Genomic DNA, 16,490 nt, shown 5'->3' with positions numbered 1-16,490 from the left:
AGGCTGATTTCTAACTTAAGAACTCATTAAGAAAAGTAGGTTAGACTGGCGAAATCGTAAGAGGAAAATTGAATGCGCATATTGGTTCTTGAAGACGAGGAAAATCTAAATGGCCTTATCCGGGGTTATTTAGTCTCAAATGGCATGATGTGCAAACAGGCACTCAACCTGTCGGAAGCACGGACCCAGCTCACTTCAGACTCTTTTGACCTGTTGCTATGTGATCTGAATCTACCAGATGGCTCAGGATTGGACCTTGTCGACTATGTTCGCAAAAACCTTCCTGACATGGGGATTGTAATTATATCGGCTAAAGATCAGTTAAAAGATCGACTCAAAGGTTTGGAGTTAGGCGCCGATGATTACCTTGTTAAGCCGTTCGATTTTCCAGAGTTGCTCGCCAGGGCCAAAGCGGTGCAACGACGCCGTGTTGGTGAGACAGACTCCCTTATCCAACTGGGTGATGTCACGCTCGATATGAAGCGAAAAATTGCCAAGAAACGGGGTAATACGGTAGAACTGACCTACAGCGAGTGGGAAGTTCTTGAGATTATGGTTGCAGCACACGGTCGCGTGTTAGAACGCAAATTTTTAGAGTCAGCCCTCTACGGCCACAAAGGTGATGTCGAAAGTAACACCGTTGAGGTTTACATAAGCCGGCTCCGTAAAAAGCTGGGCAGCAAGCTAATCAACACTATTCGCGGTGTAGGTTACAGATTAGATCTGGATTAATGAAAAAGATTAATAGCCTCTCCAAACACCTTACCCAACGTTTAATTGTTGGGACTCTACTGGTTTGGAGCGCAGCCATTGGACTCACCTATCTCTCTGTGGGCTCAGCACTTGAGCGCTACTTTGATGTATCCCTAGAAGAGACAGCACAACGCATTCTTCCCTTAGCACTTGATGACTACTACAGTCGCCAAATCACGCAGGGGGGTATCAGCAACAACACCAGCATTAAACCTCAGTTTTCAAATCGCCTCTTTTCTGGAAATGCGACCTCACCAGACCATGAGGAGGATATTGTTTATCGGCTAATCGACAGTCGCTCCGGCGATACCGTCATCAACTCCCACCAGCAAAGCGACAACCTCGCTTTAGCTAATTTGGAGCCGGGATTTTTTCAATCAAATGAATTAAGAGCTTTCAACCTGCACACCCAGGATGGGCGCTTTATCCTACAAATACATGAGCGGCGTGATTTACGTTTTAGTGCGATTCAGGATGTACTCTTCTCATTTTTCGTACCAATCTCAGTTGCGCTGCCTCTGCTGATTTTACTAGTTACAGTTTCAATTCAACGAGGCCTTAAACCTCTGCACCGACTAACGGCCCTGATTCAACAACAGAACCCTAATAGCCTAAAACCACTTCAAGAGTTTGAGTTACCGATTGAGCTTAAACCTGTCTATAAGCGCCTAAATGAGCTTTTAGGACGAGTAGATCAGCTACTAGAACGGGAGCGTCAATTTGCTTCAAACACCGCCCATGAGCTGCGTACACCGCTGGCGTTAATGAAGGGTGAGATTACTCAACTGATGGATGCATCGCACAACCGTCAGATACAAAACGATTTGAGTCATTTAATGCGTGAAGTCGACAGGCTGGTGACCGTTACTGAAAAGCTCCTGCAACTGGCACGTGCCGACGCTAGTGAAAGTGAGGCGAATGAAGAGGTGAGCCTAGTTCAAGTGATTCAACTGATTTTGATGGATCTACGAGAGCAGCCCTCTGATCATCAGATAGCCATTGATAGCTCAACGAAAATTCGTACCGACATTGATGCCTTCGGTATTTTGATGAAAAACCTGATTGAGAACGCCTTAAAATACCGGACCGAGGGTTCTATTCTAGAGATCTATCTTCGTGAGGGTGAGCTCCAAATCATGAATCAGACAGACCTTGATCTCGACACAGACACCCAACAGCTGTTTGTGCGGGGAGCAAGACAACAACTTGATCGCGCTAAGGGTTCCGGACTTGGCCTATCCATCACTAAAACCATAGCGCAACGTTTAGGGTTTGAGCTAAACCTGATGGTGACGGAGTCAAATAATAAGAGAATATTTTGCGCGCGTTTGGCTGTTAGCAACTACTTAGTTAACTGACAGCGCCCAGCACCTAGAAAGAAATCACGATTGTGATTTTCAAATTCACGAGACGAAGCGAAGTCACTTGCAATGATCAACCCTTGGTCATTCAAGGAGAGTCGATCCAACTCGCCATTTTCACAATCCATATTATCAAACGCGTAGCGACCATCTTCCCGCTTATGACCAACCACCTGACAAGCATAGACACTTTGCGAATCGGCTTGCTCTCTTGAGTAGCAGAGTTTTTCACTTGCGAAGTTATCGCCATAAATGGCTCTGTCTCTCCAACCAGCGACATAGAGACAAGCCAGTTCGGCATCCGATAAGCTCTGCAGGTCACTGCGAAGTGGCGGCATAGTAAGAAAGGTTAGATTGATCATCCTCGTCTCACTCTGCATAGCGCTTTCCGATGAGAAACCGGAACCCGAGAGTGAACAGCTCAATTCAGTTGGAACACTGGCAATATCATCTGCAAAGCTCTGCGCTGATACCAGTAACACCAGACTTAGAAGAGAGAACTTCATGCTGTTATTTCCACTCACCATCGTGCATACAATAGGTTGATACCGCTTTACCCTGCTTTCCATTAATCATCTCTTGCTCTTCTACAAGACGACATACCTGCCCGTCCTTTGCGAAGGTGCGCACGAGTGTTACCTCACCTCGCGTTGTTGGATCTATTCCCCAGGTAAATTTAACGCCGTCATCGAGCGTAGTCAGCGGCAACTGTATCTCGGCCATTTTCTGCTGGGTTAACTGTGTACCCAAAGAGCTACAACCAACCATCAACAGCGAGATTAGAATTAGTGAAATTCGTAACATGATCGCCCCTTAATTCAACTGCTCTAGGATCGTTGATTGCACGTCACCAGCAGCGACAGCGGTGAAACCCTGGGATTCAAGCTCATTAGAGATAGCGACCACAGCCTCTTCACGATTTCGTTCATTCACCTCAAAGCTGAACAACGGTTTCTTCTTTTGATCTGTTAGGTAGATAGCCCTCAGGGTTTTAATCTGTGAAAGCTGACTTGCTGAAAACTCTTTTCGATAGCTAGGTGAGCGATCCACTTTAGAGGCCTGTTGCTCTAAGAAATGGCGGCTATCTTGAGAGGAGCCGCTACTTGAACCACTACTAGAACCACCCGACGAGCCGCTAGATGAACTACTTGAAGAGCTGTTAGATGAGCTGGAAGAGTCCGAATCGGATGAGTGTGAATCCGAATGCCCATCATCATCCCCCATACTTGGCAGAGGCAGCAGGAGAATCGCTAGCAAGCTATAGATTGTGAGTTTAGAAGACACTGTTCAACTCCTCATTAGAAAGCGCCATGGGTGCTTGGCTTGAGATAGCGTACAACGCTCGGCTCGCTAGTGCCAAGTTATCACTCTGCGTTGCGAGCAATCCGGCACGTTTGAGGTGGTTAGCACTTTCTGGGTTATCGATCTGATGTAGCAGCACACCGAGTTCAAAGTGCCCAACAAAACTCTGCTCATCAATCGTTAGGGCTTTATCGTATGCGGCAAAAGCATGTGATAGCTGACCTAATCGCCCCTTAGCTAGTCCAACACCAAGCCAGGCTTTTGCAGAATTAGGTTCATAGAGAAGCGTCTCCATGAATTGATTCAGCGCCAGCTCGTCACTGTTTAAGCCCAAATATGCACGCCCTAGCACCCAGTTTTCTGAAGGTGATAACTGCGCTTGAGTGGCCAACAAATCAACGACTTCGCTGTATCTTGCGGCATCTAAAAGCAGGTCATAATCTACTCGACTCTGTTTAGTTATTTGGGTGTTATCGATGACAGAGCGATCTGGTAGGGTTGCGACCATGCGGCGAATAAGCTTAGTGTTGTGAACATAGACATTCTCTTCGCTAAGGTTGAGCTGCGCCTCGTAAATTCCAACTATCAAGGAGAGTGGATTGGTAGGTAGAGAACCAGCACGTGCGACAAACCGATGCTGCACATGCCACACCTCTTTGCCATCTACCGTTAACTGGATCTCGAGTGCACGCTTCTTCTCACTAAAGACCGCAACGTTGGTACCCGACACTTCGCGCAAAGTCGATTTCACTCGACCTCGGCAGTTTTCAAGAGCTTTAGTTGTTTGGTCACGACGAACAATCACATCGCGGTAATTATAAGGGGCAATTTGCGATACCAGAATGCTATGAGTTTGCGTAAGCTCTTCGGCTTTTACAGCTGTATCACCCGCCTCTGTTGGGTAAACAGCAATACACTCCAACGAATCCGGCACGAAATTTGGATCTAACCAGAAATCGACACTCTTCTCCTGTAACTCACCCAACTCAGGCTCTTGATGCTTAACCACATCAAGCGTCTGACATCCGGTAATAGTCAGCGTCAGACCAAGTATAGTGAGCTCTCTTAATCCCATGCCAACACCACTGTTTCGGGGTTACCGGAAAACTCAGGAACCTGTAAGCCACCCGACTGGCGAGAAACTCGATCACGTGTGAAACGGTTGAGTTCGCCAGCAGAAATTTGACGATCACCATTTAGATCTGCATCACCTTCCAGCCCTTTCAACCACCAGTAACTAAAAAGGCCGTGCTGTGCTTCAGAATATGGAAGTGCCGTTTGATCTGGCTGAGTTGCTGCAAATAGGTAGGTATTTTCTGGTAAAGCATCGAGCTTTTTAACCACTCGAATAGGACGCTGTGCAGTTAATGCGACCTCAGTACGAGAAGCACCTGAGTAACAGCTATCGGCAATGACAAATGTTTTGGCTGGTGAGAAACGATTCACCGTCTCCATCACATCATTGAACGCGATCGCTGTATCATCAAGAAGTTGCGAGTGTCCATCGTAAGGCATCCAATAGCGTTTCTCGCCCTGCCCGTCTGTTAATCCGTGGCCGGCATAGAAGATATAGAGCTCGGTTTTACCTGCAACGACACGGCTTGCTAGCCACTGACGAAAAGCCAACTTGATATTGACCTCATTGGCGTTAGTGCCGATCAGATCTTTAACATTAGCTGCAGGGATATTTAGGGTTCGTGTAAACATCTTGTAGGCAGATAAGGCATCAGCCTCTGCATATGCAGCGTTAGGCAGTGAGCGATAGCCATCGACACCGATAATCACCGCAACCCTATCGACACCCAGGCTTCGATCGTGGAGTTTCGGCTCAATTGGCTCAACTCCACCACTTAGTGTGAAGTTACCACGGGTGATATTGAATGCTCGACCATTCATAGCGCCCGCTCGATCAATCATCTCTAGATCAACACTCAATCCAGCTTCCGGAAGGTAGGCACGGTGCTGCCAAGAGCCATCGGCACGAATGGCCACTGCCTGGCGGTTTAACCGTACAGTGGTGATGTCCGATGGCACTCTGCCGCTAAAGAGTGCTTCTATTCCGTCGACATCCACGCGAACTGTCTCAAACGCACTCTCAAAGTAGTCCGATTTAGGATCAGCAAATGGGCTAATAGGCGTCACTGGGATGGCTGGAGTAGTCGAAGTAGAATTAACTTTAGAAATCGAAGTATTAGAGTTTGTGGTTATCTGCGTTCGCGCGATAGGCGTTATAGAACTGGGCTGTGAACTTGTCACCATGCGCGAAAGTCGATCGGCATTACCACGAAGTGCAAAAAGACAGGCGTCAGGGGTCAAATCCCCATCAAGCTGCTTACGCGTGAAGGCGATAATATTGGCTGCCACCTTTGAGGAGAAAGGCGTCAGAACTCTACTCACCTCTGTCTGCTGACCTTGAAGAACACAATCATCAATAAATGCAGAGACCTTGCTCATAGCTAAGGCCTCCGTTGCAGGAGCGATTGAAACTAGTGCTGTTAAGAGTATTCGTTTCATAAGCCACCCAGCTTTTACTGATTCGAGAGCTGCTCAGCAGGGTTATCGACAGTGAACACCTTGGTTGTTGATGAACCCGTTTTAGCTTTGCGCGCAGCTTGAATTTCACGCTCCAACTCGGCAAAGGCCTCAGTTGCTGCGATGCGGGTATTTAACACCTCGTTTTTACGCACCTTATCGACAACCAACTTATTCACCTCACCGATTGGGTACTCCAAAAGCACATAGGTCATGTAACGTGGCCCCTGTGCCTGAATCTCCATCTCTTTGGTGACGTAGCCTGTCAGATCAACATCAGTCGCTAACGATTTGGTTACCACTGAGATCTGTTCAACCACTTGTTCATTGAGACCCTGACCTACAGACTCTTGGAACTGCTTGATCTGTGAACTTACTGTGCCCGCAATGCGGTCAGCTAGCTGACGTTTCGCCTCAAGTTCTGCTCGGGTGCGAGACATGTTGATATCTTGCGATGCACCGATACCACAGGCAAAGATCGCATAATCCTCACGCGGCACTTCCATACACCAGTCAGGCAAGCTATCAATACCCTGCTCAACGGCTTCAGTGAGTGTCTCAGTACGCTTCTCTTCAGCATAGGCGACTGCTTCTGGTGTGCCTGGCTTAGGTGTTGATGAACACCCTGCTAAAAGAGCAGCAACAGTAGATGCAATAATGATACGACGCATAGTGAGTCTCCTAGTTCTCGGTCGGTAAAATGGTGTAGGACACAGGCGCTGCATCCCAGCTCGAGCGCTCCGCTCGATTTAACTGTTCAAAGAGTTGGTTTTCGGTCAACTCTGATGGAAATTGGATCGGCTCGCGAGATGCAATTACCCAAAGTCGCTCCTCATTCTGGATAGAGAGTGCACTCTCAACAATCCAGCGTACCGAAGAGAGATCCCCCGGGTAGGTAAATTCACTCAATGCATTCAGATGCGACTCCCCATCCACGAGCAGTGAAAAGCTCTTTAGAGGGCGCCCTGCAAAGATATATAGCCAACTGCCATTGGGTTTAGAGATCTTCAATGAGATCTCCTCTTGGTCGCGAATAATAGATCCCGGAATGATATCGGCAATCAGTTTAAAGTTTGGATCTGGCTGGCCATTAAATGCAACCACCTCAACATCCGCTTTAACCAAACAGAGCTGGCCAAGGTTTGTTACAGCAAGCTCTTTACTTACAAGGTCAAATCGCTTCACGAATCCATTGGGCGTCTGTGCGTAGAGGTCCGTCTGTGTCGAGCAGCGCCCCGCCTCATCCCCCTGGGCAAGGCACTGCTGAAAACTACTACTCTGAATAATCTCTCCCAACTGAGCCGAAAGAGCTAAGCGACGAACTTCGCGCTCAGCGGCATCACAGGCCTGGTTAGCTGTCATATCACCGGTGAAATACTGACGGTGCTCATAGATCGTTGCCTGAGCATTTGCAGCTAGGAGCAGACCAAGAGTAAGAGCAATTAATTTAAGTGGCTTTTTCTTCATATTTTTATACTAACAAACCATTCTTAAGCCTTTCTGAACCATTAAAAACCTCCCCTTAGCACAACATCTGATAAGCTTTGCAAACTGCAATTTTCTATTGGAATTTAATTGTGTCCCGAAGCGCCCATAACAGTCGTCGTAGCTCTGGCCCAGATAAAGAACCTGTTGGTTTGAACGATGCCCTTAATGTATTAAAAACGATCTGGCCCTATCTCTGGGCGTACCGGGCTCGCATGGGTTTTGCCTTTGTTCTATTGGTGCTTGCCAAGGTGGCGACGGTGACGATGCCATGGGTTTTAAAGCAGATTGTTGATGGCCTAGATAAGACACAGCACATAATCATTGCAGTGCCTATTTTGATGCTGATCTTCTATGGCCTGCTCCGCTTTGGCTCTGTCTTTTTTAGCGAAGCGCGTGATGCGGTATTTAGCCGCATAACCGAACGGGCGATGCGGCAGATGGTGTTGCGGGTGTTTAGACATCTTCACTCACTGGAGCTGGAGTTCCATCTATCACGGCAGACAGGCGGCATCTCGCGCGATATCGATCGAGGTGGTAACGGTTTTGGCTTCCTAATGCGCATGATGGTGTTCAACATTGTGCCAACCCTGATAGAGCTTGGCATGGTGGCAGCCATTCTTCTGATCAACTTTAGCGTCTATTACGCGTTGATCATTTTGGTCAGCGTTGGGATATATATCTACTTCACCGTTGTCACTACAGAGTGGCGTAACCGTTTTGTACGTGAGATGAATCAACTCGACTCGCAGACCAATACGCGTGCCATCGACAGTCTCTTGAACTACGAGACCGTAAAGTACTTTAACAACGAAGAGCACGAAGCGGGCCAGTACGACAACAACCTAGCTCAATGGGAGACCTCGCGTCTAAAAACCCGTATGACACTGATGCTACTCAACAGTGGTCAGGCACTGATCATCGCCTTCGGGATGGTGGCACTACTGTGGATGGCTGCGCAGGATGTAGTGAATGGCAATATGACTATCGGCTCTCTAGTCATGATTAATGCCTACATCTTACAGCTATTCCTGCCTCTCAACTTCTTAGGCATGGTCTACCGTGAAGTGCGCCGCGCCCTTACTGATATTGAGAACATGTTCGCCCTTTTGAAAAAGCAGCCGAAGGTTTCTGATGTAAAAGATGCACAAAACCTTTCGGTTCAAAAAGGTGAAATTGAGTTTAAAGATATCAACTTTGCATACCATAGCGAGCGCCCTATCCTTAAAAACCTCAGCTTTAAAGTGGCCGCAGGGGAAAAGGTTGCGATTGTGGGCGCGAGTGGTTCTGGCAAGTCGACCATCGCCAGGCTTCTATTCCGTTTTTATGATGTGGGTAGCGGCCAGATTCTAATTGATGGGCAACCGATCGATCAGGTTTCACAGCTATCACTTCGACAAGCCATTGGCGTAGTGCCACAAGACACGGTGCTATTTAACGACTCCATCTACAACAACGTAGCCTATGGTCGCCCTGAAGCGAGTCGTGCAGAAGTTGAAGAGGCGATTCGTCTGGCCAACCTCGATAAGTTTATTGACTCATTGCCTGAGAAAGAGAACACCAAAGTGGGTGAGCGTGGTTTGAAGGTCTCTGGTGGTGAGAAACAGCGCATTGCAATCGCACGTGTAATTTTGAAGAAGCCCCCTATCCTGCTGTTTGATGAAGCAACCTCCGCACTTGATAGTGCCACTGAGAAGTCTATTCTTCGCTCGTTCGATACCCTTACAGAGGGGCACACTAGTCTAGTGATTGCACACCGTCTCTCAACGATTATCGATGCGAATCAAATTCTAGTGATGGATCACGGTGAGATAGTTGAACAGGGCACGCACCAACAGCTCTTGGCTAAGAATGGCCGCTACAAAACGATGTGGCAGCTTCAACAGGAATCCGAGTAACTTCAAAAAACATCGGGGTCCCAAAAGCCTAAAGAGAGTAGTCTTATAAGACTACTCTGACCCAGGAATTGTATCAGGGCGCTAGCTCGGTTACCTGCTCGCCAGTAATGCGAAACCGTTTGTGCCCCTCTCTACTTAGCATTAAGAAGTCGATCTCTTCGACATAAAGATCAACAATGCCGAGATAGTGCCCATCTATTTGATCTGGCGTAACACTTGCCAGTTCACTACCTGGTGGCAGAAGTGACATATAGTCCGCTGCCTGAGAGGTTGACTGAATAGTCTGCCAGAATGCATCAACTCGACTTCCCACCTGTGTGGTTTCCGCCTGCGCTGAGATACGTAACTGCCATTTACGCTCAGGACACCAACAGAGCAATTGCACATCGGGCGAATCTTTCAACTGCATCCATTTAGGGCTGCGGGTATCAGTAAAAAAGGTGAGCGACTTTGCAGGCCTGCTAGCCTCTCTAAGCACGACAGTTCTAACTTGCGGGCCACCTGACTGATCAACGGTTGCGAGAGCTGGAGTACGTAGAGCATCACCTACAGACGCAGGCGCACTGCACATAGCATCCCAGACTACTTTGACGAGATTGTTCGATTCCATTAACCGGCTACTCAAAACCATACTTTGTATAGGGATAATACGCCGAAATCTATCAGAACTATATTAGCGTTTTGGCTTGCTGACAGGTTTGTACTGCCTTGAGCAGTAGCCACGATCTACATCACTGCTGCGCAATTTAAGATGTTTAGTTGCTCGTCCAGAGACCCGCTCACGCCACATACGAAACGAGCTCGGTTTCATCTCTCGCTGCATAATTCGGATCACAGCGGATTCATTAGTACCGTAGAGTTTCTCAATTGCTTCAAAGGGAGTGCGATCTTCCCATGCCATCTCAACGATGCGAGAACGATCCTCTTCAGTTAGATTTTGCATAATTGCTCCAGCCAGTTTGAAACAGGTATACAAATATTCAACCGCTTTAGATCACCACACCGGGGTCAGAGTAGTCTAATAAGACTACTCTGACCCCGGGGTATAAATTGAGGTAGGTCATTAAGTGTAATTAAAAATATATCTTTTATTACAAGGCATGGTAACGTTGGACAGAAATTATCATCAGGAGCGTTTATGTCGCTCGCTTCACGATTAAAAATAGGGATCAACGATTTTCGCCCGCAGTTCGCGATGTTGCTGGCGCTTCTTGGTGTCTTTTTACTCGCACCTTTTATCATCGTGAATTTAGTGAACAGTAACTATCTGCTTGCCTCTGGTATTTTTGTAGTCGTTGTCACCTTTATCTACCTCAACTTCATCATTCGTAGAAATCACAAACGTGTAAAATTAGTTGGATGGATCATAGCCCCGATAATGCTACCTATACTCCTGTTCGCATTTAGCCAGCTTGGAATCAAAGGTGCGCTCTGGCTCTACCCCGCCGTTATTGTTCTTTACCTTGTTATTCCTATCATTCCTGCACTGATAATCAATGTAGTTCTAGTGATTGCAGTAACACTTATGGCGATCAATTTACTTGATACAGATATCGCTATACGTCTAGTCGCATCGTTAACCGCTGTAAATGTCTTTATCGCAGGTTTCATTTTTGTACTCGAAGCGCAACAACGATACTTAAAACATCTTGCCTTAACTGACCAACTGACTGGATTGCGTAATCGGACTCACCTACACGCAAAAGTTGAGGAGCTATTGGCTCTAGCAAACCGAGCAAAAACGCCTACATCGCTGATTTCTCTCGATCTAGACCTGTTCAAACGTATCAATGATACCTATGGGCATGCAGAGGGAGATGAGTCCTTAAAAGCATTGGCAAAACTCTTACTTGAGCGAATTCGAAAAACTGACATGGCCTATCGCATGGGTGGTGAGGAGTTTTTGTTGATTCTTCACGATACTGATCTTAAAGGTGCTTTAAATTTAGCTGAAGAGCTCCGAAGTAAAATTGAAAAGAGTGCTGAAATACGGACCACCTCTAGCTTCGGTGTAGCTTTATACCAGCATGGAGAAACTTTTTCTGAATGTTTGAAACGATCAGATGATTGCCTATACCAAGCAAAAAATTCTGGACGCAATTGTGTTGTTACAAATGAGGTAGAGGTGGAGAGGTAGGGGGGACGGCTTTGCCGCTCGCTAGAGAACGTATCGCTTAGACTGATAAATAGAAAAGGGCCTCCCTTCGGGAAGCCCTTTTCTATTTATATGGTCGGAATGAGAGGATTCGAACCTCCGACCCCTTGCACCCCATGCAAGTGCGCTACCAGGCTGCGCTACATTCCGAATGACGCGAATAGTACAGGATGCTATAGGTGGTTTAAAGCGGTTTAGGAGATTTGCTTCATACCCTTGAGGATATCCTCAAGTTCGGTGATCGATTGGCGCAGTAGTTGTTTGTACTGGCTTTGATCGTCGCTGCCGTTATCGCCCTTTAGCCACTGTCTTGCACCTTGAATCGTGAGGCCTTGGTCATATAGTAGGCCGCGGATTTGGCGTATGAGTAGTAGGTCTTGTTGTTGGTAGTAACGGCGGTTATTGCGTTTTACCGGTTCGATTTGATCGAACTCCTGTTCCCAATAGCGCATGACATGCGGTTTTAGGTCGCATAACTTGCTCGCTTCACCGATGGTGAAATAGCGTTTATTGGGAATTGGAGGGAGTTCAGTCGGCATTTGATTGGGCTGCTGAGTAGAGTTCTACGCGCTCTTTAAGCTTTTGTCCTGGACGGAAGGTCACTACTCGGCGAGCCGAAACAGCAACCTCTTCACCTGTTTTAGGGTTACGGCCAGGACGTTGGCGTTTATCGCGCAGGTCAAAGTTACCAAAGCCTGAAAGCTTCACATTTTCGTTGTGCGATAGGCTGGCACGAATCTCATCAAACAGGGATTCAACCATCTCTTTCGCTTCACGTTTGTTCAGACCTAGCTCTTCAAAAAGTCGCTCGGCCATTTCAGCTTTGGTTAATGCGCTCATATCAACACCTTTGCTTAGTTAGTCTCGCAGCACTGCGCCCAACTCAGAGGTCAATTTCGCTACAACAGACTGAACTGATGCATTGATCTCATCATCGTTAAGAGTGCGCGATGGATGCTGCCAGGTCAAGCCAAGCGCAAGACTTTTTCTTCCTGGTTCAATACCTTGCCCGGTATATACGTCAAACAGGATGATATCTTTTAGGAACTCCCCTGCTTCACTTTGCGCAACTGTGCGTACCGCATCGAAACTCACTTCAGCATCGATCAGCATCGCCAAATCACGACGTGATTCTGGGAATTTAGAGAGCGAGCTAAAGCGTGGTAGACGACCATCAACCAGTGCAGAAAGTTTCAATTCGAATAGGTAGATTGGGCCAGCAAGGTCCAACTTCTTCTGAAGTGTTGGGTGCAATGCACCGATCCAACCCACTGTGACACCGTTCTTTTCGATACGGGCTGTTTGGCCTGGGTGCAACGCTTCGTGCTGATCTGCAACTAGCGTAAAGCTTGCAGCATCACCACCTAATGAAAGCAGTGATTCAAGGTCACCTTTGATATCAAAGAAATCGACCTTCTCGCTCTTACCCATCCAAGATTCAGGCTGACGATTACCGCTGATAACACCTGCCAAGGCGTTCTCTTGGGTTAGTTCGTCTCCTTCAGAGATGAAGCACTGGCCGATCTCAAATAGACGTACACGTGACTGCTGACGTGCTTGGTTGTATGCGACTGCCTTACATAGACCTGGCCAGATGGTAGTACGCATGACCGCCATCTCTGCAGAGATAGGGTTAGCCAAAGCAACCGCTTCGTGCTTGCTGTCAAACTGCTTCGCCAGTCCCGCTTCAATGAAGCTGTAAGTCACAGCTTCCTGGTAGCCACGCGATACCATATGACGACGAACCACTGCAGGCGTCAGTTTAGACTCTTTAATGGTCGGGATTGGTAGCTCTGCACGCGGCGTTTTCGATGGCAGGTTGTTGTATCCATATACACGAGCAATCTCTTCGATCAGGTCAACCTCTAGGCTGATATCGAAACGGTAGCTCGGTACAGCAACAGACCAGCTGTTATCGCCCTCAGCAGTCAACTGAAGACCTAAGCGCGTTAGGATCTCTTCAATCTCTGCAGCTGGAAGTTCAACCGCAAGCATTTCGGTTACACGCGCATGACGCAGTGTTAGCGTAACTGGTTTTGGAAGATCAGCTTCAGAAACAGCTTCAACAACAGGCGCAACGTCACCACCGACGATATCGATAAGCAGCTGGGTAGCACGCTCTAAAGCACGCGCCTGAAGCTGCCAATCTACACCACGCTCGTAACGGTGTGATGCATCAGTGTGCAAACCGTAGTTACGTGCACGGCCAGCAATTGCGATAGGATCGAAGTAGGCACACTCAAGCAGGATATCTTTAGTCTCTTCAGACACTTCAGAGTTGCCACCACCCATAATGCCAGCCATAGCGACCGCTTTATTGTGATCGGCAATAACCAGGGTATCGGCATTCAATTTAACTTCACTTCCATCAAGCAGTGTAAGCGGCTCATCTTGCTGCGCCATACGAACGCGAATTCCACCTTCAAGTTTATTGAGGTCGAATGCGTGCATTGGCTGGCCAAGTTCAAGTAGTACGTAGTTTGTAACATCCACGACTGGGTCGATTGAGCGAACACCTGATCGCTCAAGACGCTGAACTATCCATGCTGGGGTTGCTGCGTTGATATCGATATTACGGATGATACGGCCTAGGTAGCGCGGGCAAGCAGCCGGCGCCTGTAGCTCGATAGAGATCGCGTCCTGGATAGTTGCAGACACAGGTGTACAAACAACCTCTGCAACAGGGGCTTTGTTAAGCACGCCCACCTCACGAGCCATACCGACCATACCTAAACAGTCACCACGGTTAGGTGTTAGATCAACGTCGATGATCATGTCGTTTAGGTTTAGGTATTCACGAACATCCTGACCTACAGGTGCATCTGCAGGTAGCTCCATGATGCCGCCATGATCATCAGAAAGACCTAGCTCATCTTCTGCACAAAGCATACCCATAGACTCGACGCCACGGAGCTTGGCTTTCTTAATTTTGAAGTTACCAGGCAGTACTGCACCAACGGTTGCAAATGCAGTTTTAAGACCACCGCGAGCGTTGGGGGCACCACACACTACTTGGAAAGTCTCTTTACCATCGCTTACCTGGCATACGCGCAGTTTGTCTGCGTCTGGGTGCTGCTCGGCACTCAGAATCTCACCAACAACAACGCCTGAAAATTCACCTGCTACCGATTCGATATCATCGACTTCAAGTCCGGCAAGGCTAAGCTGATCAGCAAGTGCCTGAGTCTCAATCGCAGGCTGAACCAGTTCACGCAACCACTGTTCACTGAATTTCATATCTATAATCCTACTTCGGTATTGGTTAGTTGAACTGGCTTAGGAAGCGCAGATCGTTTTCAAAGAATAGACGCAGATCGTCAACGCCATAACGCAGCATTGCGAAACGCTCTACACCCATACCAAAGGCAAAACCTGTGTACTCTTCAGAGTCGATACCCGACATCTCAAGTACTTTAGGATGCACCATGCCACAGCCTAGTACTTCCAACCATTTGCCATCACCGCGATCGATATCAACTTCGATCGATGGTTCCGTGAATGGGAAGTACGATGGACGGAAGCGAACTTTTACATCCTCTTCAAAGAATTCACGAAGGAACTGCTCTAGCGTGCCTTTAAGGTCGGCAAAGCTGATTCCTTTATCGATGATCAAACCCTCAACCTGATGGAACATTGGTGAGTGAGTCTGGTCATAGTCGCAACGGTACACACGACCTGGACAGATGATACGAATTGGCGGCTTCTGCTCTTCCATCGTACGAATCTGCACCGGTGAGGTGTGAGTACGCAGTAGTTGGTGCGCATCAAAATAGAAGGTGTCATGCATCGCACGCGCTGGGTGGTGCGATGGAATGTTGAGCGCTTCGAAGTTGTGGTAGTCATCTTCGATCTCAGGACCTTCAGCGACTGAGTAGCCAATTCGGCTAAAGAACGCTTCGATACGATCCATTGTCTTAGTCACTGGGTGTAGACCACCAAGCTGACCCTGACGACCTGGCAAGGTCACGTCGATCTTCTCTGCGCTTAGCTTCGCTTCAAGTTCTGCGCCTTCAAGTGACTCTTTGCGTGCATTTAGCACATCAGAGAGCGCCTCTTTAGCTTCGTTGATTCGAGCGCCAGCGGCTGGACGTTCTTCTGCTGTGAGTTGACCTAGTCCTTTCAATAACTGGGTAAGGTGCCCCTTCTTACCTAGGTACTGAACACGAACATCATCAAGTGTTTTTACATCGCTCGCTGCTTCGGCAGCGGCTTTTCCTTCCGCTAAGAGAGCGTCAAGATTTTCCATTTACGGCTCCAATCTCTGGGTCCAAATATAAAAATAGGGGAAGAGCGAGCACTCTTCCCCTATCTGAGTCGATTAATTAACCACCAAAGGGGGTTAACTATCTTAGGCTAGTGCTGCTTTTGCTTTTTCAACAACAGCGCTAAACGCTGTTTGCTGGTGCACAGCTAGATCAGCCAGTACCTTACGGTCGATCTCAACGTTAGCCTTTTTCAGGCCAGCGATCAGACGGCTGTATGACAGACCGTTGATGCGAGCTGCAGCGTTAATACGCGCAATCCACAGAGCACGGAACTGACGTTTACGCTGACGACGGTCGCGGTAAGCGTACTGACCTGCCTTGATGACAGCTTGTTTAGCTACACGGAATACACGGCTACGAGCGCCGTAGTAACCTTTAGCCTGTTTCAAAACCTTTTTATGACGTGCACGAGCTTGTACACCACGTTTTACGCGAGGCATATTTAGTCCTTCCTATTCGCTTAATTCGTAACCAATTAGATGTAAGGTAGCATGCGCTTGATCAGAGCCTGATCAGCTGCGTGTACCTGAAGCATTGGGCGAAGCTGACGCTTACGCTTAGTAGTCTTCTTGGTCAAAATGTGGCTTTTGAAGGCCTGCTTGTGCTTGAAGCCATTAGCAGTTCTTTTGAAACGCTTTGCCGCACCGCGGACAGATTTAATCTTTGGCATTTACTTTCTCCACGCATTCGTTAGTTATCTGTCGAAAAGACGAAAACCCACAGCGTCACCTAGGTGGCT

At 47.8% G+C, this 16,490-nt stretch carries 19 protein-coding genes and 1 tRNA gene; 4 read left to right on the top strand and 16 right to left on the bottom strand.

Annotated elements, in window-relative coordinates; genetic code table 11:
* Positions 1-72: 72 nt before the first annotated feature.
* Together HH196_RS01980 and HH196_RS01975 are read left to right on the top strand one after the other, a co-directional pair.
* Positions 73-732 (top strand): response regulator transcription factor, encoded by a 660-nt coding sequence (locus HH196_RS01980; protein ID WP_169450423.1) that lies wholly within the window; start codon positions 73-75, stop codon positions 730-732.
* Positions 732-2,111, top strand: a complete 1,380-nt coding sequence (locus tag HH196_RS01975; RefSeq protein WP_169450422.1) for a histidine kinase dimerization/phospho-acceptor domain-containing protein — start codon at positions 732-734, stop codon at positions 2,109-2,111. Before HH196_RS01980 ends, HH196_RS01975 begins: the two co-directional genes overlap by 1 nt.
* Here HH196_RS01975 and HH196_RS01970 read toward each other — a convergent pair.
* From HH196_RS01970 to HH196_RS01940, 7 genes are read right to left on the bottom strand one after another with little or no spacing between them, the layout of a single operon-like run.
* Positions 2,096-2,620: a hypothetical protein gene (locus tag HH196_RS01970; RefSeq protein ID WP_169450421.1), complete on the bottom strand. Its 525-nt coding sequence runs from the start codon at positions 2,618-2,620 to the stop codon at positions 2,096-2,098. The genes HH196_RS01975 and HH196_RS01970 overlap by 16 nt on opposite strands.
* 4 nt (positions 2,621-2,624) lie before the next feature.
* The gene (locus HH196_RS01965; protein WP_169450420.1) at positions 2,625-2,918 is read right to left on the bottom strand and encodes a hypothetical protein; all 294 of its coding nucleotides are present in this window, start codon (positions 2,916-2,918) and stop codon (positions 2,625-2,627) included.
* A 9-nt stretch (positions 2,919-2,927) separates the two neighbouring features.
* On the bottom strand, positions 2,928-3,398 hold the full coding sequence (locus HH196_RS11520; protein ID WP_211160806.1) for a hypothetical protein: 471 nt from the start codon (positions 3,396-3,398) through the stop codon (positions 2,928-2,930).
* The gene (locus tag HH196_RS01955; protein WP_169450419.1) at positions 3,388-4,491 is read right to left on the bottom strand and encodes a hypothetical protein; all 1,104 of its coding nucleotides are present in this window, start codon (positions 4,489-4,491) and stop codon (positions 3,388-3,390) included. The genes HH196_RS11520 and HH196_RS01955 overlap by 11 nt, the downstream gene beginning before the upstream one ends.
* Positions 4,482-5,930: a caspase family protein gene (locus HH196_RS01950; RefSeq protein ID WP_169450418.1), complete on the bottom strand. Its 1,449-nt coding sequence runs from the start codon at positions 5,928-5,930 to the stop codon at positions 4,482-4,484. Before HH196_RS01950 ends, HH196_RS01955 begins: the two co-directional genes overlap by 10 nt.
* Before the next feature lie 14 nt (positions 5,931-5,944).
* Positions 5,945-6,619 (bottom strand): hypothetical protein, encoded by a 675-nt coding sequence (locus HH196_RS01945; RefSeq protein WP_169450417.1) that lies wholly within the window; start codon positions 6,617-6,619, stop codon positions 5,945-5,947.
* A 10-nt stretch (positions 6,620-6,629) separates the two neighbouring features.
* Positions 6,630-7,415, bottom strand: coding sequence for a hypothetical protein (locus tag HH196_RS01940; protein ID WP_169450416.1), 786 nt, complete (start codon positions 7,413-7,415; stop codon positions 6,630-6,632).
* 110 nt (positions 7,416-7,525) lie between these two features.
* Between HH196_RS01940 and HH196_RS01935 the strand changes: the two genes are divergently transcribed.
* Positions 7,526-9,331 (top strand): ABC transporter ATP-binding protein/permease, encoded by a 1,806-nt coding sequence (locus HH196_RS01935; RefSeq protein ID WP_248276875.1) that lies wholly within the window; start codon positions 7,526-7,528, stop codon positions 9,329-9,331.
* A gap of 73 nt (positions 9,332-9,404) precedes the next feature.
* Here the strand turns inward: HH196_RS01935 and HH196_RS01930 are convergent, their stop codons facing one another.
* Both HH196_RS01930 and HH196_RS01925 read right to left on the bottom strand, forming a co-directional pair.
* Entirely contained in the window at positions 9,405-9,941 is a 537-nt protein-coding gene (locus HH196_RS01930) for a pyridoxamine 5'-phosphate oxidase family protein (protein ID WP_169450415.1), read from the bottom strand.
* Between the two features lie 63 nt (positions 9,942-10,004).
* A complete protein-coding gene (locus HH196_RS01925) occupies positions 10,005-10,274 on the bottom strand; it encodes a TIGR03643 family protein (RefSeq protein ID WP_169450414.1) in 270 nt (89 codons plus the stop codon).
* Positions 10,275-10,469: 195 nt separating this feature from the next.
* Between HH196_RS01925 and HH196_RS01920 the strand changes: the two genes are divergently transcribed.
* Positions 10,470-11,468, top strand: a complete 999-nt coding sequence (locus HH196_RS01920; RefSeq protein ID WP_169450413.1) for a GGDEF domain-containing protein — start codon at positions 10,470-10,472, stop codon at positions 11,466-11,468.
* Positions 11,469-11,559: 91 nt separating this feature from the next.
* Here the strand turns inward: HH196_RS01920 and HH196_RS01915 are convergent.
* From HH196_RS01915 to rpmI, 7 genes are all read right to left on the bottom strand, one after another.
* Positions 11,560-11,636 (bottom strand) — tRNA-Pro (locus HH196_RS01915).
* Between the two features lie 44 nt (positions 11,637-11,680).
* Positions 11,681-12,025: a MerR family transcriptional regulator gene (locus tag HH196_RS01910; protein ID WP_169450412.1), complete on the bottom strand. Its 345-nt coding sequence runs from the start codon at positions 12,023-12,025 to the stop codon at positions 11,681-11,683.
* Positions 12,015-12,326 (bottom strand): integration host factor subunit alpha, encoded by a 312-nt coding sequence (gene ihfA / locus HH196_RS01905; protein ID WP_169450411.1) that lies wholly within the window; start codon positions 12,324-12,326, stop codon positions 12,015-12,017. Before ihfA ends, HH196_RS01910 begins: the two co-directional genes overlap by 11 nt.
* An 18-nt stretch (positions 12,327-12,344) precedes the next feature.
* The gene (gene pheT, locus HH196_RS01900) at positions 12,345-14,723 is read right to left on the bottom strand and encodes a phenylalanine--tRNA ligase subunit beta (protein ID WP_169450410.1); all 2,379 of its coding nucleotides are present in this window, start codon (positions 14,721-14,723) and stop codon (positions 12,345-12,347) included.
* 25 nt (positions 14,724-14,748) lie between these two features.
* Positions 14,749-15,732, bottom strand: a complete 984-nt coding sequence (pheS, locus tag HH196_RS01895) for a phenylalanine--tRNA ligase subunit alpha (protein ID WP_169450409.1) — start codon at positions 15,730-15,732, stop codon at positions 14,749-14,751.
* 102 nt (positions 15,733-15,834) lie between these two features.
* On the bottom strand, positions 15,835-16,191 hold the full coding sequence (gene rplT / locus HH196_RS01890) for a 50S ribosomal protein L20 (protein WP_169450408.1): 357 nt from the start codon (positions 16,189-16,191) through the stop codon (positions 15,835-15,837).
* Between the two features lie 35 nt (positions 16,192-16,226).
* Positions 16,227-16,421, bottom strand: a complete 195-nt coding sequence (rpmI, locus tag HH196_RS01885) for a 50S ribosomal protein L35 (RefSeq protein WP_169450407.1) — start codon at positions 16,419-16,421, stop codon at positions 16,227-16,229.
* Positions 16,422-16,490 lie beyond the last annotated feature (69 nt).

Origin of the sequence: Marinobacterium sp. LSUCC0821 (assembly GCF_012848475.1) — a bacterium.
GTDB lineage: Bacteria > Pseudomonadota > Gammaproteobacteria > Pseudomonadales > Balneatricaceae > Marinobacterium_E.
This window is presented reverse-complemented; position numbering and strand designations above follow the sequence as displayed.